Here is a 22,191-nt window from a genome sequence, read left to right as displayed (position 1 = left end):
AGCTGGCGAGCTATCGCGTTGTATGCCTCGCGCCTCGTCGATCCTACAATCTCGGTCCAGCGTTCGAAGTCGTGTGTTGGAAGCACCCCCCCTGGACCTGTCTGGTCGTAGCGCGACTGCAAGTGCCTTATAAAGTCTGCTTGCGGATCTTGTGGAACCGGGCTCATGCGGGCGGCTTTCGCTTGTAGTGGAGAACAGAGTATAAGCGACCATACGACAGCATTTTGAATGGCCGCTTAGGGCAATTTCGTAGGTCCCTTCAGGGTCGGCTTAGGCCGGTCGTGACAGGCAATTGCGGCCTAAGGGCACCGCTGGACGGCGTATGAGCACAGCCAGTGCGACGGTGTCGTTATATTTACGTCTTTTTCACGAACTGTGCATAGGGACTCGTATCGTCCGGCTTCGTTGCCGTCACCCGCGACCGGCTCGAAGGCGTCATGCCGAATTCGACCAGCATGCGGGTCAACTGCTCGTATGCCGTGTTCGCAATCGTCACGAATGGGGATTTGACGGAATAACCCGCTGCGCCCTCGACCACCGGGCCAAGCTTGACGATTTGCTCGTTCGCATATTGCCAGCGCGCGAACGCCTCGCAATACAAGCCGAGTGCTGTCGTGTCAAGCGCCGTCAGCAAACCCGCGGCGCGCAGCGGGTCGGCGATAGTCGGCCAGTGTTTTCGCGCGGCCGGCGAGAGCCAATCGGGGACCAGCACGGCAAGCTCCGGACGCGGCTCGGTCTTCGGGAGCGGCCGCTTGCCGGGATTACCCCGCACCAGCTTCAACGCGGTCGGAATCGGTTTTCTGCCACGCATGTCATCCTCGATTGTCCCCCGCCGCATCCCGCAGTCAGCGCAGAAGCCGCCCGCGATTCGGGATGAGTGAGGTTCCATCAAAAAGGTTAATTTCGCGGCCGTAAAAAAATACGTATCGCCACGGTCACAAGCGGTTCGACTCTAGGGATTGACACCCCCTAGGGGGGCGTGCAGCACCGTACGAGGCACCGCCACGCCGCTCGCCGATGCCGGTTGATGTCGTGGCATACCCGCGCGCGCCGACCGCCCCAATTACCTCGATTGGGGCGGCGGGGCATGACGGCAAACCATAGCCGTCGTGCGCCACCAAACTGCGGTTTATTGCATATAGCCCCTGACTTCGGCCACGATGTCAGAGGCGGGCTTGTCGCGGCGAAGGTCCCACAGCTTGCGCGGAATGAACGCGAACGCGGGCTCCATCGCGGCATCCACAATTTCCGCACAGCGCGTCACCATCGCATCGCTAGGCATCAGGCCATCGCGTGCCAGTTCGCGGATTGCCCCTTGCGCTTCGGCAAGCTTCGCGCGGGCCGCGCCGATAGCGTCGATGTTTGACGTTACGACCTTTACCCGCGCGCCTGTCCAACTGCGGTTCGCCGTTTCATCAGTGCGAACGGCGTTTCGCAGCAGGTCATCGGCGAAACTCAGGTCGTCCAGCGCGTCCGCGAGTTCGGGCGGCGCGCTACGCTCCAGTTTTGTCAGAATTGCCCGGCGCGCGCCCTCATCCGCCAACGCCGCCATGACAGCACGCGCCGTTGCCTCTTTGTCGCGGCGTTCGGCTTCGCGATATTCGGTCGCAGCCTTTTCGAGAGCGGCGTGCTCGTAAGCGGCATTTTTTGTGAGAGCGGCCAGTTCGCGCTCGCGGTTCGGCAACGCCTTCAATTCGGCGGCAAGCGCGGCGCGGCGCTTGTCGGTTTCCGCGCGCTGACGCGCTTTGAGTTCGTCCACGAGACCCGCGTCGTTTGCGAGCAGTTCAAGCGCCGCCAGGCGTTCGGGAAGAGGTTGGTTCAGGTGTTGCATGATTCACTCCTATTCAGGATGAGAGTAGTTACTGCGGGATCAACACTGTGTAACCTTCCGGGCGAATCTCTACGCGATATCGGGCAAGATTCAGCTTCGACACGCCGCCACACAACCGAATCGTTTGAGAGATCGGTATCAAGTAAAAATACTCACCTTTGGACTCGTCCCACTGAATCAGTTCGAGCAAAGCCTTCGGCATTTTCAATTGTTTCATGATTAAGACTCCTTAATTGTATTCAAACAATACAACCTTTTTGCTGTCACCACCTACTTAGACGGGAAGGACTCCCGATAAAATCCGCGCCTCCATAGCGCAACCGGCATTTCGGGAAAGTCGCCGCTGGGTTTGCTCTGCCCAATCAATTGCGCAGCTTCCCGCAGCGCTTCTCTGTCCCTAAGCACGAGCCGTCGCAGCTGTCGCAGTAGTGCCGACCAGCGAGATCTTCGAGACGCCACGAGCGCATTTCGAGTGCAGCGCGCGCCGCCGCCTCCGCATGTGCTGCTTCGAGTCGTTCGCGGAAGTAGGAAATATTCGGCAAGAGATCGGCCAGCGGCCCGCGTATTGCCCGTGTAAGCACGCCCTCGCGATATGCGCTCGCCCAGCACTCAAGCGCCGAAAGCGCTTCGATGATGGTAATCAACTCGGCGCGCACCTTGCGCACGTCGTCGGGTGAGAGGTGCGCCCCCCAAGGCAAGAAAAGCCCGCCTTCCGGATCGTGGAGCGCGTCGACACAATCGGCGGGGATGCTCGCCGGATCGTGCGCGGCAGCGCGCATTTTCGAAAAGCGGTCACCCTGTGGCACCGCAAAACCCGCAAAACCCTCGTTTTTGGGTTTTGCGGGTTTTGCGGTGTACCCGGACGGGCCTTTTCCCGATTTCAGCATGTCCAGATACTTGTTCATTTAAGCGCCTCGGGATTGATGAGGTAACGCGGCTCACGCGGTCTGCCGACCCTGTCGGTATTGCTCGATTCATTGACCTCGGACATGTAACCGTGTTCGATCAGGATCGCGATCGCCTCGGCGGTTTCTTCCCGGTTCGTGAGCAGCGACCACCCGGCGTCGTAAATCTTCTTGAGCGCGAATGGCTCGACCGGCAACTTGCCGTCATGAATCTTCTTGAGAAGCACTCGCGCCCGGTCAAGCGGCGTTGTCATACTGGCACCATACGCACGCAGGGCGTGAGATTTCAGATATTCGGACCACGCGAGCGCGCGAACCATCGCCTCCGCACTGACCGGCCCGCGCCCGCCATCGGCGAGATGACAGATAAGCGCGAGGCTCGGGACCAGCTTACGGTATTTGGCGAAATGCGATTCAACCGCCGGGAGCAGCTCACCGGAACGCAACCATGCTTCCCAGTCGCCGCGCCATTCCCTGAAGAGGGCGAGCGCCGCATCATCCAGCCGCACGAACGGCGGCACGCCTTCTTCGGGTTGCCCCATATGATCGAGAACAATCTCAGCACCCCAATCCGTTACGGGGTCTGCAGCATCGAGACGACGAAACACCTCAAAGACCGCATGCGCCAGGTCGGCATCCGGCAACTTGTCGACATCCACCCACTCGCTACTAATATCCGGCCAAATCAGCAAACCGAAGCGTTGGATCAGGCCGTCGTTAGCAGCCCCGTCCGCGATGGCCTCGCGCAAGTATTCCGAAATGCGCCCCGGCTGCGTGCTGCCGATCAGCGAGAGACAGACAGCCTCGGCGCGGTTGTTACGGCCGCGTCCAATGCGGTCGACCGTGTATGACTCGTTACCGTTCCAGCCGGTCAGGTAGAACCCGCGCGCCGCCTCCTGGCCTTCGCGGTCCATACTCTTCAGAAGGCTCACGAGTTCGTCGCGATACACGCCGACGCCTTGCGGATTCTCGACGCAAATATCCAATAACGCCTCGGCGGTCGCATCGTTCACGAGATGCCGCCGCAGCAATGGCAACAGCGGTTCCTTCAGCTCGATACGCTCGACGGACGCGTGCGGGTTCTTCCTCAACGCGTCCTTGATCTTCTTCTGTGCGGCTTCAGCGCGCATGTCGTGAAGTTGCTTCTCCTCGCCGTAACCATCCATCTCAAATTCGTGTTGCTTGGTCGCTTCCGCTTGCAGGCGCTTCAGCGGGGCGAGCGCCGCCGCCATCGAAGGCGATTTCATGACCGAAGGCCGACCGACGTTACACAGCCATTGATTCGCGTATTCGGTCCAGTCATCGTGCGCTTTCGGGCGAACGCCAACGCGCCGCCCGATGACGATTCCGAGTGCCGCCATGATCGTGGCGGCCACAAAGTCGGGCGGGCATTGCATGCGCTCGGTAATGTCGGCGGCCCACGGGCGCAAGGCTTCGGGCAGCAGCGCCATATCGAACGCTTGAACCTTCGGCAATTCCTGTTTCGGGAGCGGCTGCGGCTCGGGCCATACTGACGGTTCCCTCGCTACCGCTGCGCCCGACATCGACGACGCAAAGACGTCATCAGCAACCGGCGCGTGATAACGAGCGGGCTGAAGTTGCTTCTGTTCGGCGGCGAGATCGTCGAGCACGGTCAATTCCACCTTTTGGCTAGGGTTAATCATGAGTCGAGCCCTCCGCCGCCATGAAACGCGAAACGGATTGCAGTAGCCGCTCGCGTTCAGTTCTTGTGACAGAGCCGCGCCGGGCGATTGCGCCGACGATCAGCGTGACTTCGATCAACTCAAGCGCCACCGCCTGCAATACCTGCTCGGCGGAAAAGCGACGCTTCACGGGCTTCACGCCGTGAACGCCGGATTGTCGTGCTGGAAACAGGTCGGAGAGGTCGAGGCTGAGCGCGCCCACCAGGTCGCCGACTTCGCAACCGGCAAAGCAGTGCAGTAGCACCGAGCCGTTCGCTTTTTCGGTGATTGCAAGCGACGGGTGGCTGTCGTCATGTGCCGGGCAGCGTGCGACCCAGCGGTTATGACCGATCGCCCGCACACCTTCCAGGCGGTCGAGCAGCAACGACAAGGGTGAGAGGTGGTGGCTCATTATTTAGCCCTCCACCGTAAACGCATCGAAAAGGTCGAGCTGGCGCGGATCGGCGCGCAGCAGGTTACGCTTCGCCGCGCGCGACTTGGCGTGACTGGCAGACTTGCGGCGCTTGTTTGCGGCCGACGTGGCTTTCTGAATCCATGCGCGCGCACCCGCCTTGAACGCAGCCTCGCGCACATGAATAGTCATCCAGTACGCTGTCACCCACACAACGCGCCCATCGTTCACCGCCGTTGCGATGTCGCGGCGCTCGATGTTCCACGCGTAGCGCGCCTCAAGGCAATGAATCACCGTTGCCGCGCGGTTCGCGTACTGCTTGAAAACCGCATCCATACTGGTCAACGTGTGGCCTTCGAGCAGTTCGGCCAGCACGCCAGCAAGAACGGTATTGCGGCGCGTGGGAAGGATGCCTGCAGTAGAATGGAACGTGTCTTTGGCGCTCGTCTCTACTTGTTGGGGGCGGGCGTTTTTCATTATTTACCGCCCGCCAGTTGTTCGAGCGCATCGGCGGGTTCGAGATGGGCGTACAGCGCGCTCATACCGACTCCGCGCGGTAGCCAGCCGGATTAACCAGAAACGCATCAATGTCGCCAGCACGCCAGCCAACAGCGCGCGGCCCGAGTTGGATCGCGGGCGGAAACGTCTTGTCTTTGATGCGCTGGTAGATGGTCGAGCGCGAAAGCCCCGTAGCGGATTCAACCTGCTTGCGGCGCAGGATGGTAAATGCGGTTTTGATTTGTTCGGGCATGTTTCACCTGTAATGGCTGGCCCCGGAACGTTCCGGAACGTGGCTCATTACAGGTGATTCCGACGACTCGAAACAGTCGGCGGATTTCGGAAAACCCGCCCGCCTATTTTGGCGTAAAGGGTGGGTGGATTCGCGCGGCAATCAGTCGACAGATCACCTAAACCCTAATACCAGCAAGGCATGGAATGGGTGGGCGGATTATTCGCCAGGGGTCTTGGGTGCGCCGCCCGTCGGTTGCCAGTTCGCCACCTTGGCAGCTTCCTCGATCCCGGTTTCGTTCGGTTTCCCCTCATCGTCCGTCAGGTCAAACTCCGCCGCATGTTCGCGCAGCCATTTCGTCAGGGCCTGTTTCGGATGTTTCCCCCCGGGTTCGGTAACTGCCTGCCACGCACGTATAGCCGCAGCCATTTTGGGCGCATAGCGCGGATTGCTTTTGTCTAGATAGTCAGGCGCATCAACCGCATCAGGGAAAAAGAACCCGGACTTGATGCCCCGCGATACGAGCCAGCCCCTCAAGTCCTCAACATCGACGACCGTTTCCGATGGGTCCAGCTTTTCCGACGGCTGCAAGCCCGCGCCCGAGGGCATGTCTTCCGCTTCCCACGGGCCGTCACCGTCTTCAAAGTGCATGTACTCGGCGAAGAATCTCTTTTTTGCCTTGAGCGTCCCGCGCTCGACCGCACGCACGAGTGCGTGCAGCACAGCGCCGAATTTTTCCGGCGATTCGTCCTCCAGACCGTTAGAGGCCGAGTTAGCTCGACGCGGGAGTTGCCAGCCATTGACGCCGGGGTCGTCCAGGGCAGCGATGCGGCTTGGTTTTTCACCACAAATCAGCGCCGCCGCCCACGTCAACGATAACGTATCCGCAATCCGGCACAAATCCAGCTCGTTCATTTGCATCCGTGCATCCTCACGCAAAGCCCCTCGACGAATGAAGGCGCCGCGCCAGCAGGGGGCCGATCTAGGCGCGGCCCGTAAAGTGTCAGGCCGTTTTCGTCTTTATGTTCATCACGTTCCCAGCGGCAGAGATAGCGGCCTGCCGGTCGATTTCATCAGCCAGGTATTGAAGCGCGCGCCGCCGCTCTGCTTCCAGTTCGTGATGGTGATAGCTCGCCGCCGTCTGGCTACGCTCCGTGTGCGCCAGCAGTAGTTCAACCACGTCACGGCTGAATCCATGCTCACGCAACAATGTTGCCGCCGTGCCTCGCGTGCCGTGCGGGGAGAACTCCGCTACGCCGAAGTCCATCCGCTTGAACAGGTGATTGAGCGTTGCATCGGCCATCGGCACATTGGCGCGGAATGCGGACGGGAACACATACTCCAGATCGCCAGTTAGTGCGCGTTGCACCTCAAGCACTTCGAGCGCCTGCTTCGACAGGTACACGCGATGCGGTCGGCGCGACTTCATGCGCTCGGGTGGAATGTCCCACAGCGCTTTATCAGTGTCGATCTCGGACCACTTCGCGCGCAGCACTTCGGCCTTGCGGCACATGCTGTACATCAGCAGCTTCACCGCCGCAATGGTGGACGGGTGCGCACCCTGTTTCCCTACTGCCCGCCAGAAGGCTCCAAGCTCCGATTCGCTCAGGTGGCGATGATGCTCTGCCTTCGGAACCTCGATGACGCCACGCAGTGCCAATGCCGGATTCGATTCGACCAACAGCTTCTGGATCGCATAGTTGTAGACCTGCTGAATCAGCACTCGCACGTTCTCCGCAGTATTTGGCGTCTCGCGCCGCTTCTCGATGATTGCCAGCACGTGGGCGGGCTTTACATCGTCCAGCGCCTTGCTGCCAATGTCCGGCCACACGAACCGCTCCAGCAACGAGCGCATCTGTTTACTGTAGCCTTCAGATTTGCTGCCCAGCCGCTCGTCCAGCCACTTTAGGGAAAACGCCTTGAACTGCCCTTCGTCGGTCTTCAGTTCGGCCCGCGCCTTACGCTCGGCATCATCCGCCCGCTTGTGTGAAGCCGGGTCGTTGCCCTGCTCCACCATCGCCCGGTACTCGCTGTGCCGGTCGCGCGCGTCAGCAACTCCGATTTCCGGGTATCGGCCAATCGTCACCTCGCGCCGCTTGCCGTCGAGCGAATACTGGTAAATCCACGTCTTCGCTCCGCGTGGCATCACCAATACGTACAGCCCGCCGCCGTCCGTCACCTTGTACGGCTTTTCCTTCGGCTTCGCATTGTTCAGGCGCGTAGGCGTCAGGGTGTAATTGAAATGTCGCCTTCGGGTCATTTTATTTCCCCTCACTAGTGAGGAATTCGAGGCTAATTCCTCACAATTCCCCTCAGATTTCCCCTCACTAACACCCGGAATTCCTCACATCTTATCGAACGTTAAAAAACAAAAAACCCCGACCACACTTAGTGTACATCGGGGCTCGCCGGATTTCTCCGGAACACGCTGGATGCGCTTACATGTTTTCGATCAACACCTGACCAAAACCTGAACAGGACACCTGCGTCGCGCCTTCCATCAAGCGCGCGAAGTCATACGTAACCCGTTTTTGCAGAATCGACTTTTCCATCGACTTGATGATCAGATCGGCCGCTTCAGTCCAACCCATGTGACGCAGCATCATTTCAGCCGAGAGAATTTCCGAACCCGGATTGACGTAGTCTTTGCCGGCGTACTTCGGCGCCGTGCCGTGCGTGGCTTCGAACATCGCGACCGAATCCGACATGTTCGCACCCGGCGCAATCCCGATACCGCCGACTTGTGCGGCCAGCGCGTCTGAAATGTAGTCGCCGTTCAGGTTCAGCGTGGCGATCACGTCGTATTCCGCCGGACGCAGCAGGATCTGCTGCAGGAACGCGTCCGCGATCACGTCTTTCACCACGATGTCGCCGCCCGTTTTCGGGTTCTTGATCTTCATCCACGGACCGCCGTCGATCAGCTCCGCGGCGAATTCCTTCTGCGCCAGCTCGTAACCGTAATCGCGGAACGCGCCTTCGGTGAACTTCATGATATTGCCCTTGTGCACCAGCGTGAGCGAGCGGCGCTCGTTGTCGATCGCGTACTGGATCGCCTTGCGCACCAGGCGCTCCGTGCCTTCGCGCGACACCGGCTTGACACCGATCCCCGAGGTTTCCGGGAAGCGGATCTTCTTCACACCCATTTCTTCGCGCAGGAACTTGATGACCTTCTTCGCGTCTTCCGACCCGGCGGGCCATTCGATGCCGGCATAGATGTCTTCCGAGTTCTCGCGGAAGATCACCATGTCGATCTTCTCCGGCTCACGCACCGGTGAAGGCACGCCCTTGAAGTACTGCACCGGGCGCAGGCAGACATACAGATCGAGGTCCTGACGCAGCGCGACGTTCAGCGAACGGATACCACCGCCGACCGGCGTGGTGAGCGGACCCTTGATCGAGACGACGTATTCCTTCAGCACCTGCAGCGTTTCTTCCGGCAGCCACACGTCCGGGCCGTACACCTTGGTCGACTTCTCGCCGGCGTAGATTTCCATCCAGTGGATTTTCTTCTTGCCCGCGTAGGCTTTTTCTACCGCGGCATCCACCACCTTCAACATCACCGGCGTGATGTCGAGGCCCGTACCGTCGCCTTCGATATACGGAATGATTGGCTGGTCGGAAACGTTGAGCGAGAAATCTGCGTTGACGGTGATCTTGTCACCGCCGGTCGGAACCTTGATGTGCTGATACGGCATGATCGGACTCCAGTGAAGGCTGTGCTGAAAGCTGATGGGAGACTGCGAAAACCGGGTGCTCCTCGCTACGCGCAATGCCGGACGCCCGCGAGCGGCCTGGTCGTCTATTCTAGCCCACGCCGACGCAGCCACGAGCCGGTATGCCGCTCGGGGTTTTCCAACATTGTCGAAAATCAAAATCAGTCGCTCGTTTAGTCTTATGTCTTATATAAGACAGAGGACTTGCAGCAGATCATTATGCATTATTATTCCGCCATTTACTACCGAGCCAGCGCCCCTCCTGGCCTGCGCGGCACGCTCCCGCCGCCGCTCGACCTTCATCGATTCCTCTATGCGACTCCTCGCCCTGAACAAACCGTTCGGCACCATCTGTCAGTTTTCGCCGCATGAAACGCGGGCGTCGCTGGCCGACTGGGTGAAAGTGCCCGGCATCTATCCTGCGGGCCGGCTCGACTCCGATAGCGAAGGGCTGCTTCTCCTCACCGACGACGGCGCGCTGCAAGCGCGCATCGCCGAGCCGCGTCACAAACTTGTCAAACGTTATTGGGCACAGGTGGAAGGCGCAGTCGATGATGCCACGTTGAAGAAGCTCGCACGCGGTGTCGATCTCGGCGATTACGTGACACGGCCCTGCCGCGCCGAATACGTCGAACCGACCGACTCGCTATGGACCCGCACGCCGCCGATCCGCTATCGTGCCGCGATTCCGACCACGTGGATCGAGTTGTCGATCACCGAAGGCAAGAACCGCCAGGTACGACGCATGACCGCCGCGGTGGGTTTCCCGACATTGCGTCTCGTGCGTGCCGGTATCGGCGCACTCGATATTTTTTCGCTTGGGCTGCAGCCGGGAGAGAGTGTCGAGTTGCCGCTGAAGGCCCCATGGGAAGGCATCGCCTGAACGCATTTGCATGCGCGCCATGTCTGCACCGAACCCACACTGAACCCGCATCGAACCGCTATTTTGACCCCCGGCGAGAAAGCTAACTCGTTGTATCCGCAAACAAAATAGCGCGTGAAACCAATATGAAAAACGCGTGAAACAATTGCGTTCACGATCGCTCTGCGGCCATTCATTTGCTTCAGCACGTCGGCATATAAATTTTCCACGAAATTCACGTCAACCGGTGCGCGAGCTCACGCGTTATTCGACGCAGATGCCGCCCGAAGCTATCCGGCATTCAGCCTTAAGGGCCTTTGCACACGCCGCTCTCGCGGTGAGTACGGGGAGTCTGAGCGCTAAGCAGACGCGTCGAAAAAATGTTCGATGCGGCTGTCAACCGAAAGGTGGATGGCACGTTTACCGACATGACTCTACATATAACCGGGTCATTTGGTTAATCAACTAAAGCTGAGGATTCACAAAATGAACAAACTGATCGCCGCTCTGGTCGCTGGTCTCTTCGCAACGGCAGCATTCGCACAAGCTTCGGCACCGGCAGCAGCTTCGGCAGCTCCGATGGCAGCAGCTTCGTCGGCAAAGAAGACCACGAAGCACGCTCACAAGAAGTCGCACAAGAAGGCAGCAGCAGCAGCAGCTGCAGCTTCGGGCGCTTCGGAGTAAGTTTGTTGTAAAAACGCAGTCAAGAACTAGCTTCATTGCCGTTCTTACGGCGTTGAAAGGCAGATCACCGCAAGGCGATCTGCCTTTTTGTTTTTGACGCGCTCGCGTAATATTCGCGAGTTAAATTTCAGCAAGGAGTCATGCCGTGCGATTTCCCATGCGCTCGTTGATTGCGCGTTTCGCTGTTGCCGTTGCACTGCCGCTCGCCGCGATGTCGTTCGCCGCGACCACCGCTGCCCCCGCTCATGCGCAACAGATGCCGGCGGGCGCTAAGCAGCCCGGCGACTTTCCGCGCGCAAAGCTGACCGCGGGCATGTTCGTGATCGACGCAGCCGTCGCCGCTAACGACGCCGATCGCGAACAGGGTCTGATGTATCGCACGACCCTCGCGCCGAATGAAGGCATGCTGTTCGTCTTCAATGAAAACGCCGTGCATTGCTTCTGGATGAAGAACACGTTGATCCCGCTGTCGATCGCTTTCATGCGCGCCGACGGCACGGTCACCGACATCGACGAGATGCAGGCCGAGACCACCAACAATCACTGCCCGAAGAACAATGGCGTGTATGCGTTAGAAATGAGCAAGGGCTGGTTCTCGTCGAAAGGCATCAAACCGGGCATGAAGATCCAGGGCTTGCCGGCCGCGCAATAAAAGCGCGTCGACCACGCCGACACCCTGCCGATTCTTCAGCGGCCGCTTTTCAGAAAAAGCCGGCGCCTTTTGCGAGGCACCGGCTTTTTTGCGTTCAACGCCGGGCGGGCCATGCCCGGCACCACCCGGCGGAGGCCGGCGCCGTCGCGCGAGCCCATACCAGCAGGCCTTCACACGCGGCTGGCAAGATTCCTGCAAAAGACAGGCCGACGCGCTATCCTAGTATTCTTGGTAAAGCAGCATCCAAGGCTCCCCGGGCAGCACAGACTGCCGCCCGGCAAGCGTTTCAGGCGCGCCATTTCAAGGAGGTTCACGTGCCCCGCAAGACTCCCATCGAGCGCTACCGGAATATCGGCATTAGCGCTCACATCGACGCCGGCAAAACCACCACCACTGAACGCATCCTGTTCTACACAGGCGTGACCCACAAGATCGGCGAGGTTCACGACGGTGCTGCGACGATGGACTGGATGGAACAGGAGCAGGAGCGCGGCATCACGATCACATCGGCTGCCACGACTGCTTTCTGGAAGGGTATGGCCGGCAACTATCCGGAACACCGGATCAACATCATCGACACCCCGGGTCACGTCGACTTCACAATTGAAGTTGAGCGCTCGATGCGCGTGCTCGACGGCGCCTGCATGGTGTACGACTCGGTCGGCGGCGTGCAGCCGCAGTCCGAAACCGTGTGGCGTCAGGCGAACAAGTACAAGGTGCCGCGCATTGCGTTCGTCAACAAGATGGACCGCGTCGGCGCGGACTTCTTCCGCGTGCAGCGGCAGATCGGCGATCGCCTGAAGGGCGTCGCGGTGCCGATCCAGATTCCGGTCGGTGCGGAAGATCATTTCCAGGGCGTGGTCGACCTCGTCAAGATGAAGGCGATCTACTGGGACGAAGAGAACCAGGGGATCAAGTTCGAGTATCGTGACATCCCGCCGGAACTCGCGGCTACCGCGAAAGAATGGCACGACAAGATGGTCGAGGCCGCCGCTGAAGCGAGCGAGGAATTGCTCGACAAATACCTGCATGGCGGGACGCTGACCGAAGAGGAAATCAAGCACGGTATTCGTGTGCGTACGATCGCCAACGAGATCGTGCCGATGCTGTGCGGCAGCGCGTTCAAGAACAAGGGCGTGCAGGCCATGCTCGACGCGGTGATCGACTATCTGCCGTCGCCGCTCGACATCCCCGCGATTACCGGTCACGACGAGCACGACAACGAAATCGAGCGGCATCCGAAAGACGACGATCCGTTCTCCGCGCTCGCCTTCAAGATCATGACCGACCCGTTTGTGGGCCAGCTGATTTTCTTCCGCGTGTATTCGGGCGTGGTGAATTCGGGCGATACCGTCTACAACGCGACCAAGGAAAAGAAGGAACGCCTTGGCCGGATCCTGCAGATGCATGCGAACGAGCGCAAGGAAATCAAGGAAGTCTACTGCGGCGACATTGCCGCGGCAGTCGGCCTGAAAGAAGCGACCACGGGCGACACGCTGTGCGATCCGCAACACGTGATCATTCTTGAAAAGATGATCTTCCCGGAACCGGTGATTTCGCAGGCCGTCGAGCCGAAGACCAAGGTCGACCAGGAAAAGATGGGCATCGCGCTCAATCGTCTGGCGCAGGAAGACCCGTCGTTCCGCGTGCAGACGGATGAAGAATCCGGCCAAACCATCATCTCCGGGATGGGCGAGTTGCACCTGGAAATTCTGGTCGACCGGATGAAACGCGAGTTCGGCGTCGAAGCGACCGTCGGCAAGCCGCAGGTGGCTTACCGCGAAACGGTGCGCAACAAGGTCGAAGACGTCGAAGGCAAGTTCGTCAAGCAGTCGGGCGGCCGCGGCCAGTACGGCCACGCGGTGATCACGCTCGAACCGTCGGCGCAAGGCAAGGGCTACGAATTCGTCGACGCGATCAAGGGCGGCGTGATTCCGCGTGAATACATTCCGGCGGTCGACAAGGGCATTCAGGAAACACTGAAGGCCGGCGTGCTGGCGGGCTATCCGGTGGTCGACGTGAAAGTGACGCTGACCTTCGGTTCGTACCACGACGTCGACTCGAACGAAAACGCGTTCCGCATGGCCGGTTCGATGGCGTTCAAGGACGCGATGCGTAAGGCCAAGCCGGTACTGCTCGAACCGATGATGGCCGTCGAAGTGGAAACGCCGGAAGACTTCATGGGCAACGTGATGGGCGATCTGTCGAGCCGTCGCGGCATGGTGCAAGGCATGGAAGACATCGCCGGCGGTGGCGGCAAGCTGGTGCGCGCCGAAGTGCCGCTCGCGGAGATGTTCGGCTATTCGACGTCGCTGCGTTCGGCAACGCAAGGCCGCGCGACGTACACGATGGAGTTCAAGCACTACGCTGAAACGCCGAACAACGTCGCGGAAGCCGTGATCAACGCAAAGCAGAAGTAAGCGCCGAGGGTTGCAACACGCCATGTGCTGCGACCCGCGATGCAATGAAGGCTGACAGCAAAAGGCCCGTCCCCTGTGGATGGGCTTTTTTTCGTCCGCGACGCCGCCTGGGGCAGCCGGCAACACACACGTTTTTGAACGTGCAAAAATGCCAAACGGCGCCGTGCCGACCGCCCGGACTAACGCCCTCAAGGAGACACACCATGAGCCAGGATCACGAACACCCGCACTATAAGGATGAACAACCGGCGGCGCCGATCGACTGGCGCGAGCACGGCGTCAAGGTCATCAAGGGCGACCAGCTCGACAGCAATACCGCGCAAACGCCGGGCATGAATCGCGCGGCAGCGATCAACGCGGCACGCGTCGGTGCGCAGAAAATCTGGGCCGGCACCGTGACGATCCATCCGAATGCAAAGACCGGCGCGCATCATCACGGCGCGCTCGAAAGCGTGATCTACGTGGTGCGAGGCCAGGCACGCATGCGCTGGGGCGAGCATCTCGAGTTCACGGCCGAAGCGGGCCCGGGTGACTTCATCTTCGTGCCGCCCTATGTGCCGCATCAGGAGATCAACGCGAGCACCGACGATCCGCTCGAATGCGTGCTGGTGCGCAGCGACAATGAAGCGGTGGTGGTAAATCTGAACATCGACGCGGTGGAAGCGCCGGAAACGGTCTTCTGGGTCGATCCGATTCACAAGCATCCGCACGATCACTAAACTTCTATCACGCAACTCATGACGCCGACTGCTTCGCTGCGCCCTCGCCTCATCACGCTGTATGCCGTCCTGATCGCCGCCAACCTCGGCGCGTGGGCGTGGGCGCTGATCGCGTTTCGCCACTATCCGCTGCTGCTCGGCACCGCGCTGCTCGCGTATGGCTTCGGTCTGCGCCACGCAGTGGATGCGGACCACATCGCGGCGATCGATGCCGTTACGCGCAAGCTGATGCAGGCGGGCAAGCAACCGCTCGGCGTGGGCCTGGCGTTTTCGCTGGGCCATTCGACAATCGTGATCGCGGCGACGATCGGCATTGCGTGGACTGCGCATTCGCTGCACGGCCGCTTCGACACCTTCAAGGCGGTCGGCGGCACGATCGGCACCGTCGTCTCGGCAGTGTTTTTGCTGGTGCTGGCGTGCGTGAACCTCGTGATTCTGCGCGACGTGTGGCGCCGCTATCGCCACGTCCAACGCGGCGGCGAACTCGCTGCTGAAACGACGGCAGGCGTCGCGCCCGCCGGTCTGCTGTCGCGCGCATTGCGGCCGATGTTCCGGCTCGTGACGAAAAGCTGGCACATGTACCCGGTCGGCGTGCTGTTCGGTCTCGGCTTCGACACCGCGACCGAGATCGGCCTGCTGGCGATTGCCGCGTCCGAAGCCGGCAAAGGTCTGCCGCTGTATTCGATCCTCGTGTTCCCGGCGCTTTTCACCGCGGGCATGACGCTGGTCGATTCGACCGACAACGTGCTGATGGTCCACGCCTACGGCTGGGCCATGGACGATCCGAAACGCAAGCTCTACTACAACGCGAGCATCACGTTCGTTTCGGCGGTGGTGGCAATCGTCATTGGCGGCGTTGAAGCGCTGGGCCTGCTGTCGGACAAACTCGGTTTGAGCGGCGGCGTATGGGATGCGGTGGCGGGTCTCAACGAACGCTTCGGCGTACTGGGTTACGGCATCGTCGCAACCTTCATGGCGTGCTGGATCGGCTCGGTGCTGTTCCATCGCTGGCGCCGCGACGGCATCGTTGCACGGTAAATCAAACGTGCCTTCGCAGAAGACCGGTAAGGTTTCCACGGCGGCGACGACACAACGGCAGTTTCCGCGCTGCGGCATCCTGCGCTTTTGCGCAACCGTGCGAGACAGCCCGCCGAGCGTTGTCGTGACGACACACGCCGGCCCTTTTATACGCCAAACGGCGACCGGACCGCGCAGCAAGCGCGCCGAACCGATGGGCAATCGCTTACACTGAAACCGCTTTTCAGCACTGCAGCGCGCTGCAGCTTTTCGTCATTGCAATGAAGTCGCCTGTCGCGTGCATCCGGCGCGGCCCTTCAGAACCGACAGCAGAACGGACTGGATACTCCATCGATGAAGACTCCCGCGGACCGATTTCTCGAACTCGACCTAGCTCGCCACACCGCCGACGCCTACGGCAACCACGCCATCGACGAATTCATCGCCGGCCGCATCACGCGCCGCGATCTGCTGCGCTATGCGAGCGTGATCGGTTTGTCGCTGGCCGGCGGCGGCGTGCTGAATGCGCCGCGAGCCCGCGCGCAAGGCGCACCGAGCCCGTCCAACCAGACGATCCGCGTGGCCCACCTGACGCCGGCCGGCGCCGTCGATCCGCTCACCGTGAACGATGCCGCGAGCCTCGCGCTGCTGAATCAGACCGGCGAATTCCTGATCGACGACGACGGCGAAAAACTCGTGCTGAAGCCGGCGCTTGCCTTGTCGTGGAAGGCGAACGACAAGGGCGACGAGTGGACCTTCACGCTGCGCCAGAACGTCAAATTCCACGACGGCCAGGCGTTCACCGCCAAAGACGTCGTCGCCACCTTCGATCGCCTCGCCGATCCGGCGAGCGGTTCGGCGGCGCTCTCGGTGCTCAAGGGCGTGCTGTCGAAAGGCGGTGCGAAGGTCGTCGACGAGCACACGGTCGCCTTCCATCTCGATGCACCGAACGGCAACTTCCCGTACTACGTTTCCTCGGACAATTACAACGCCGTGATCCTGCCCGCGAACTATGCGGGTGGTTATGAAAAGAGCTTCATCGGCACCGGTCCGTTCAAGCTCGAAAAGTATCAGGCGAAGGTCGGCGCCTCGTTCGTGCGCAATCCGGACTACTGGGGCGACAAAGCGTTACCGCAACGCGTACAGTTCTCGTTCTACGCCGACGAACAGGCACAAATGCTCGCGTTGCAAGGCCACCAGGCCGACGTGATGGGCACCTTCACCGTGCAGGGCGGCGCCGGCATTCTGAACAATCCGGATTACAAGGCAATCGGCGTGAAGTCGAGCGCGCATCGCCAGATTCATATGCGCAACGACAATCCGTTGTTCAAGGACAAGCGCGTGCGCCAGGCGCTGGCATTGTCGCTCGACCGCGACGTGCTGGTGCGCGGTCTGTTTAAGGGCCGTGCGCAAATCGGCAACGACAGCCCGTTCGCGCCGGTATTTCCGTCTTCCGATGCAGGCGTCGCGCAACGCAGGATCGACATCGCGAAGGCGAAGCAACTGCTTGCGCAAGCGGGCGTGCCGAATGGCTTCGACGTCACGCTGACCACCGAGAAGTACATGGAGATTCCCGATCTCGCGGTGGTCGTGCAGAACGCGGCGAAGGCGATCGGCGTGCGCATCAATCTGAAGGTGGAGAGTCAGTCGCTGTACTACGGCGCGGGCACACCTGGCAAATCGGATTGGCTCGACTCGCCGCTCGGCATCACCGATTACGGTCATCGCGGCGTGCCAAACGTGTTTCTGAACGCGCCGCTCACCAGCACCGGCACGTGGAACGCCGCGCACTTCAAGAACCCGCAATACGATCAACTGGTCGCGCAGTTCGTCGCGGCAGTCGACTTGGGCACGCAGAAGAAAATCTCCGGACAGATCCAGACGCTGCTGCTCGACGAAACGCCCGTGATCATTCCGTTCTTCTACGATCAGTTGATCGCCATGCGCAAGGGTGTGAACGGCGTGCGCTTCACCGCGCTCGCGCAACTCTATTTCGACCGCGCGGTGTTGAGCGCGTGATGTGGATGCAAAAGCGGTTTGAACGTAAAAGCGGTTTGACGCGAAGGCGTTGAAAGCATGAGCGCACGGCACTTCTTCGGCAGGAGATCACAATGTCGACCACGGTGACCCCTTCCGCCTCTCCGGTCCCCAACGGCAACGCCGGCCGCGTCGCGCGGTTTCTGGCGACGCGGGTCGGTTTGTCGTTGATTACGCTGTGGCTGCTGTCCGTGATTGTGTTCGCGGGCGGCCAGTTGCTGCCTGGCGATATCGGCCGCGCGGTGCTCGGGCCGCTCGCCGATGCGCGCGCGGTCGCCGCGCTCAATCATCAGCTCGGCGCGGACCGGCCGCTCATGACGCAATACGTCGAGTGGATCTCGCATTTCGTACGCGGCGACATGGGACTTTCCTATGCGTACCGCGAACCGGTCGCACCGTTTATCGCCGACGCCCTGGCGCATTCGGCCAAGCTTGGCTTGCTGGCGTTTATCGTCGTCGTGCCACTCGGCATCGCGGGCGGGGTGTGGTCGGCCATGCACGCAGGACGCTGGCTCGATCGCACCATCAGCATCGCCGGTTTGTCGGCGACCGTGGTGCCGGAGTTCGTCTCGTCGATCGTGCTGATTCTGGTGTTCGGCGTGTGGCTGCGTTGGTTGCCGATCGAAGCGTCGTATCCGCCCGAAGCGAGCGCGCTCGAACAATTGCGGTATCTGATTCTGCCGGTGCTGCCACTGGTGTTGGTGTTCTTCGGCTACATCGCGAGAATGGCGCGCGCGGGCACCGTCGAAGCGCTCGATGCGGACTACACCCGCACGGCAATCCTCAAAGGCTTGCCGCGCCGTACCGTGATCTGGCGGCACGTGTTGCGCAATGCGCTGCTGCCGACCATCACCGTCGCCGCCACGCAGCTCGGCTACATGATCGGCGGCCTCGTGGTGGTCGAGACGCTGTTCCACTATCAAGGTATCGGCTCGCTGATCTACAACGCCGCCAAGGCCAAGGATTTTCCGATGCTCGAAGCGGGCGTGCTGACGATCGGCGTGATCTACACCGTCGCCAACCTCGTCGCCGATGCACTGCATATCCTGCTCAATCCGCGACTACGAGTGAGGAGCGCCGAATGAGCACCATCGTTCCGCCGGCCGCGCCGCCCGCTCCACGCCCGGCTACTGAACCGCGCTTCGACCAGTTGCGCGTCCTGCTGCGCTCGCCCACGTTTGTGGTCGGCGTGTTGATCGTTGGATGGTGGGTGGTCTGCGCGATCGCCGGGCAATGGATCGTGCGGATCGACCCGTACGCATCCGATCCGCTCAACTCGCTCACACCGCCCGATGGCACGCATTGGTTCGGCACCGATCAGCTCGGTCGTGACGTGTTCTCCCGAGTCATTGTTGGCGCGCGCGACATTCTGACCATTGCGCCTTTGGCGACCCTGCTCGGCACGGTCGCGGGAACAGCCCTCGGCTTGATCGTCGGCTATTTCGAGGGCTGGGTGGACAACGTCGTGGGCCGCGCGATCGACGCTGTGCTCGCGCTGCCGCTCGTGATCGTCGCGTTGCTCGCGCTGGCCGCGGTCGGCGCATCGAACTTCACCGTGATTCTCGTCATTGGCATTACCTTCACGCCGATCACCGCGCGCACCGTACGCGCCGCCGTGTTCGCCGAACGGCATCTGGACTACGTGGCCGCAGCGCAACTGCGGGGCGAACGCGCGCCGTACATCATGTTCGCGGAGATTCTGCCGAACGTGCTGCCACCGATCATCGTCGAGGCGACCGTGCGGCTCGGGTATGCCATTTTCGCGGTCGCGACGCTGTCGTTTCTCGGCTTCGGCATTCAGCCGCCTTCCGCCGACTGGGGGCTCGCGCTGTCCGAGTCGTACACGCTGATGGCGGGTGGCGCATGGTGGACCGTGGTGTTCGCGGCCGGCGCCATCGCCTCGCTCGTGGTCGGCGTGAATCTGATCGCCGATAGCGTGCAAGGAGTGCTCGACCGATGAACGGCCCGCCGCCCGCCTCGTTCCCCGCCTTCGATGTGTCGAAGAGCGATCGCACGGATGCGCTGACTGTCGTCGGCCTGACAGTCACGTACCGGATGCGCGGACGTGATCGTGAAGTGCTGCAGGACGTATCGTTTCGCGTACGGCGCGGCGAAGCATACGGCCTCGTCGGCGAATCGGGCTGCGGTAAATCGACGGTCGCAATGGCGGCGCTGCGCTATCTGCCACGAAACGGCAAGGTGAAGGCGGGCAAGATCATCATCGCCGGCCAGGACGTGCAGAAGCTCGACGCGGACGCTTTACGCACGATGCGCGCGAACGCGATTTCGATGGTCTATCAGGATCCCGGGCGCGCATTAAATCCGTCACTGACGATCGCACGGCAAGTCACGGAAGCCTTCGAAGCGGCCGGTGTCTCGCGTAACGAAGCAGTGCAGCGCACGGTCGAGATACTGAAGCGGGTGCGCATAGCTTCACCCGAACGCGTGATGGACAGCTATCCGCATCAGTTGTCGGGCGGCATGCAGCAGCGTGTCGTGATCGCCATGGCGCTCGCGTCGAACCCCGCCTTGCTGATTCTCGACGAACCGACCACAGGCCTCGACGCCACCGTCGAAGCCGAAGTGCTCGACCTCGTGGCGCAACTGCGCGAAGAACTCGGCACCGCGGTGCTGTTCATCAGCCACAACCTCGCGGTGATCGGGCGGATGTGCGAACGCGTCGGCGTGCTGTACGCAGGCAAGCTGGTCGAGGAAGGCGCCACCCAGGACGTGTTCGCGCGGCCACGTCATCCCTATACCGTTGGACTGCTGCGCTGTTTGCCGACCGCGGGACGCAGCAAGGACACCGAGCGGCTCGACACCATCGCGGGTAATTTGCCCTTGCCCGGCTCGGTCACGCAAGGCTGTATTTACGCGGACCGTTGCCGACTCGCCGACGACCGCTGCCGCCGTGAAGCACCGCCGCCGTATCGCGTGAGTGCCGCACACGGCGATCAGATGTCGCGCTGCCATTACCACGAACGCGCAATCGAACTGCCGCGTGCGTCCGCGGAAGGACTGCCCCTGCAAGACGATGCGTTGCGTGACGGCGAGCGCCCTGCTCTCGTGCTGCGCGCGGAAAAACTCTCGAAAACATTCCACGTATCCGGCGCTCCGCTGCGCGCGGTCGACAACGTTTCGATCGATCTCGCCAGTGGCGAAACGCTCGGCCTCGTCGGCGAATCCGGCAGCGGCAAGACGACGCTCGCGAAATTGATGCTTGGCCTGCTGACACCCGATGCGGGCAGCGTGCTCGAACTCGACGGCACACCGCTCGCCGCGCGCGTCACACGACGCAACGACGAGCAGGTCAAGTCGCTGCAGATCGTGTTCCAGAATCCGGACTCGGCGCTCAATCGCGCGCATTCGGTGAAGCGGCTGATCGGTCGTGCGTTGTCGCGCCTCGCCGCGCTGCGCGGCGCTGCAATCGACGAACGGCTCGCCACCTTGACGGCGGCGGTGCGTTTGCCCGAACGCTATCTTGGCTCGCGCACGCGTCAGTTGTCCGGCGGACTCAAGCAACGCGTGGCGATCGCGCGCGCGTTTGCCGGTGAGCCACGCGTGGTGGTTTGCGACGAACCCACGTCCGCGCTCGACGTCTCCGTGCAGGCCGCGATCCTCAACCTGCTCGCCGATCTGCAACGCGAGCGTGGCGTGAGCTACGTGTTCATCTCGCATGATCTGCACGTGGTGCGCTATCTGTCGGATCGCATCGCGGTGCTGTACCTCGGCCGGCTTCTGGAGATCGGACCGGCAGCCGCGGTCTTCGGCGGACCACACCATCCCTACACCGAAGCGCTTCTGTCTTCGGTGCCGACACTCGACGCCCGCGGCAACACCGCCCGCATACGGCTGTCCGGCGATCTGCCGAGCGCCGCATCGCCGCCGTCCGGTTGCGTATTCCATACGCGCTGCCCGCGCAAACTCGGGGCGATCTGCGAGCAGCAAGACCCGCCCTTCCTCGAAGCCGGCAGCGGTGACGCTGGCCAGCCGTCCGCGCATCGCATCCGCTGCCATATCCCCGTCGACGACCTGCGTGTGCTGCAATCCGCCGCGCGCGACAACACCGGCAAGGTCTCCGGCAGCGGCTCGGAAAACGCACCGGAAAACACCGCGCGCAACGAATAACGCGCAATAAGGCGGCCTTCCGGCCACGCGTTTCATCATCGAAACATTTTCCTGCGTTTTTTCCTCGCGGGCATCGCGCACCCCTATTCGACGCCCGTCGCCGCAAGGCTTTGCGGGCAGTGGCATGGATATCGCTAAGAACCGTCCATACATTCGAAGCCAAAGAGATCGGAAAAGAGTCGGAAGCGCCGCTTGTGCGAATCGCCGTGGCAAGAAGCGATACGCGACGCAGCGCACCCGGACGGTACCGGCTGACGTGCATGCAAGCGCTTGTCGGCGCACCGGCTACGGTGCCGGGAAGACATTGATGGTGTTTGACTTGCATCCGCAAAACAGACTCGGGGGGCGACGAGGCCTGCGTTCAGACAGGCCCGCCGTCGAAGTATCAGCGTGGGGGAT

General features: G+C 61.4%; 21 protein-coding genes. 10 read left to right on the top strand and 11 right to left on the bottom strand.

The annotated features are described in order from the left end of the window. Positions 1-355: 355 nt before the first annotated feature. The 11 genes from M0D64_RS15480 to icd all read right to left on the bottom strand — a co-directional run bounded on the left by M0D64_RS15480 (position 356) and on the right by icd (position 9,255). Complete coding sequence (locus tag M0D64_RS15480) at positions 356-811, bottom strand: phage terminase small subunit P27 family (protein ID WP_266258342.1); 456 nt, start codon at positions 809-811, stop codon at positions 356-358. A gap of 318 nt (positions 812-1,129) precedes the next feature. Beyond that, positions 1,130-1,831 carry a hypothetical protein gene (locus tag M0D64_RS15475; RefSeq protein WP_266258341.1) on the bottom strand — a complete coding sequence of 234 codons (702 nt, stop codon included), beginning with the start codon at positions 1,829-1,831 and terminating at the stop codon, positions 1,130-1,132. 28 nt (positions 1,832-1,859) lie between these two features. After that, a complete protein-coding gene (locus M0D64_RS15470) occupies positions 1,860-2,048 on the bottom strand; it encodes a hypothetical protein (RefSeq protein ID WP_266258340.1) in 189 nt (62 codons plus the stop codon). Positions 2,049-2,193: 145 nt separating this feature from the next. After that, complete coding sequence (locus tag M0D64_RS15465) at positions 2,194-2,736, bottom strand: hypothetical protein (RefSeq protein ID WP_266258339.1); 543 nt, start codon at positions 2,734-2,736, stop codon at positions 2,194-2,196. Next, positions 2,733-4,133 carry a YfjI family protein gene (locus M0D64_RS15460; protein WP_266258488.1) on the bottom strand — a complete coding sequence of 467 codons (1,401 nt, stop codon included), beginning with the start codon at positions 4,131-4,133 and terminating at the stop codon, positions 2,733-2,735. The genes M0D64_RS15465 and M0D64_RS15460 overlap by 4 nt, the downstream gene beginning before the upstream one ends. Positions 4,134-4,392: 259 nt before the next feature. Further along, complete coding sequence (locus tag M0D64_RS15455; RefSeq protein ID WP_266258338.1) at positions 4,393-4,830, bottom strand: hypothetical protein; 438 nt, start codon at positions 4,828-4,830, stop codon at positions 4,393-4,395. Positions 4,831-4,833: 3 nt separating this feature from the next. Next, positions 4,834-5,307, bottom strand: a complete 474-nt coding sequence (locus tag M0D64_RS15450; RefSeq protein WP_266258337.1) for a hypothetical protein — start codon at positions 5,305-5,307, stop codon at positions 4,834-4,836. Positions 5,308-5,368: 61 nt separating this feature from the next. Beyond that, positions 5,369-5,581 (bottom strand): AlpA family transcriptional regulator, encoded by a 213-nt coding sequence (locus M0D64_RS15445; RefSeq protein ID WP_266258336.1) that lies wholly within the window; start codon positions 5,579-5,581, stop codon positions 5,369-5,371. A 198-nt stretch (positions 5,582-5,779) separates the two neighbouring features. Beyond that, positions 5,780-6,481: a hypothetical protein gene (locus tag M0D64_RS15440; RefSeq protein ID WP_266258334.1), complete on the bottom strand. Its 702-nt coding sequence runs from the start codon at positions 6,479-6,481 to the stop codon at positions 5,780-5,782. Positions 6,482-6,563: 82 nt separating this feature from the next. Further along, complete coding sequence (locus M0D64_RS15435) at positions 6,564-7,820, bottom strand: integrase arm-type DNA-binding domain-containing protein (protein WP_266258333.1); 1,257 nt, start codon at positions 7,818-7,820, stop codon at positions 6,564-6,566. A gap of 178 nt (positions 7,821-7,998) precedes the next feature. Then, positions 7,999-9,255: an NADP-dependent isocitrate dehydrogenase gene (icd, locus tag M0D64_RS15430; RefSeq protein WP_266258332.1), complete on the bottom strand. Its 1,257-nt coding sequence runs from the start codon at positions 9,253-9,255 to the stop codon at positions 7,999-8,001. Between the two features lie 331 nt (positions 9,256-9,586). Here icd and M0D64_RS15425 point away from each other — a divergent pair, with 331 nt between their 5' ends. The 10 genes from M0D64_RS15425 (at position 9,587) to M0D64_RS15380 (ending at position 21,792) form a co-directional block, all read left to right on the top strand. After that, on the top strand, positions 9,587-10,156 hold the full coding sequence (locus tag M0D64_RS15425) for a pseudouridine synthase (protein WP_054042670.1): 570 nt from the start codon (positions 9,587-9,589) through the stop codon (positions 10,154-10,156). A gap of 465 nt (positions 10,157-10,621) precedes the next feature. Further along, a complete protein-coding gene (locus tag M0D64_RS15420) occupies positions 10,622-10,819 on the top strand; it encodes a hypothetical protein (RefSeq protein WP_266258330.1) in 198 nt (65 codons plus the stop codon). A gap of 145 nt (positions 10,820-10,964) precedes the next feature. After that, a complete protein-coding gene (locus M0D64_RS15415; protein WP_054042654.1) occupies positions 10,965-11,471 on the top strand; it encodes a DUF192 domain-containing protein in 507 nt (168 codons plus the stop codon). Between the two features lie 314 nt (positions 11,472-11,785). After that, on the top strand, positions 11,786-13,891 hold the full coding sequence (gene fusA / locus M0D64_RS15410) for an elongation factor G (RefSeq protein ID WP_266258329.1): 2,106 nt from the start codon (positions 11,786-11,788) through the stop codon (positions 13,889-13,891). Positions 13,892-14,094: 203 nt separating this feature from the next. Continuing rightward, positions 14,095-14,610 (top strand): cupin domain-containing protein, encoded by a 516-nt coding sequence (locus M0D64_RS15405; protein ID WP_093638871.1) that lies wholly within the window; start codon positions 14,095-14,097, stop codon positions 14,608-14,610. 18 nt (positions 14,611-14,628) lie between these two features. Next, complete coding sequence (locus M0D64_RS15400) at positions 14,629-15,648, top strand: HoxN/HupN/NixA family nickel/cobalt transporter (RefSeq protein WP_266258327.1); 1,020 nt, start codon at positions 14,629-14,631, stop codon at positions 15,646-15,648. Positions 15,649-15,981: 333 nt separating this feature from the next. Beyond that, the gene (locus tag M0D64_RS15395) at positions 15,982-17,646 is read left to right on the top strand and encodes an ABC transporter substrate-binding protein (RefSeq protein ID WP_266258325.1); all 1,665 of its coding nucleotides are present in this window, start codon (positions 15,982-15,984) and stop codon (positions 17,644-17,646) included. A 92-nt stretch (positions 17,647-17,738) separates the two neighbouring features. Further along, positions 17,739-18,749 (top strand): ABC transporter permease, encoded by a 1,011-nt coding sequence (locus M0D64_RS15390; RefSeq protein WP_266258323.1) that lies wholly within the window; start codon positions 17,739-17,741, stop codon positions 18,747-18,749. After that, positions 18,746-19,624: an ABC transporter permease gene (locus M0D64_RS15385; RefSeq protein ID WP_154565861.1), complete on the top strand. Its 879-nt coding sequence runs from the start codon at positions 18,746-18,748 to the stop codon at positions 19,622-19,624. Before M0D64_RS15390 ends, M0D64_RS15385 begins: the two co-directional genes overlap by 4 nt. Beyond that, positions 19,621-21,792 (top strand): ABC transporter ATP-binding protein, encoded by a 2,172-nt coding sequence (locus tag M0D64_RS15380; protein ID WP_266258321.1) that lies wholly within the window; start codon positions 19,621-19,623, stop codon positions 21,790-21,792. The genes M0D64_RS15385 and M0D64_RS15380 overlap by 4 nt, the downstream gene beginning before the upstream one ends. The last annotated feature ends 399 nt before the right edge of the window (positions 21,793-22,191 follow it).

The sequence above is a fragment of the Paraburkholderia sp. WS6 genome, assembly GCF_030464835.1.
GTDB lineage: Bacteria > Pseudomonadota > Gammaproteobacteria > Burkholderiales > Burkholderiaceae > Paraburkholderia > Paraburkholderia madseniana.
The sequence above is the reverse complement of the archived record's forward strand: the minus strand, read 5'-3'. Positions and strand labels throughout refer to the sequence as shown.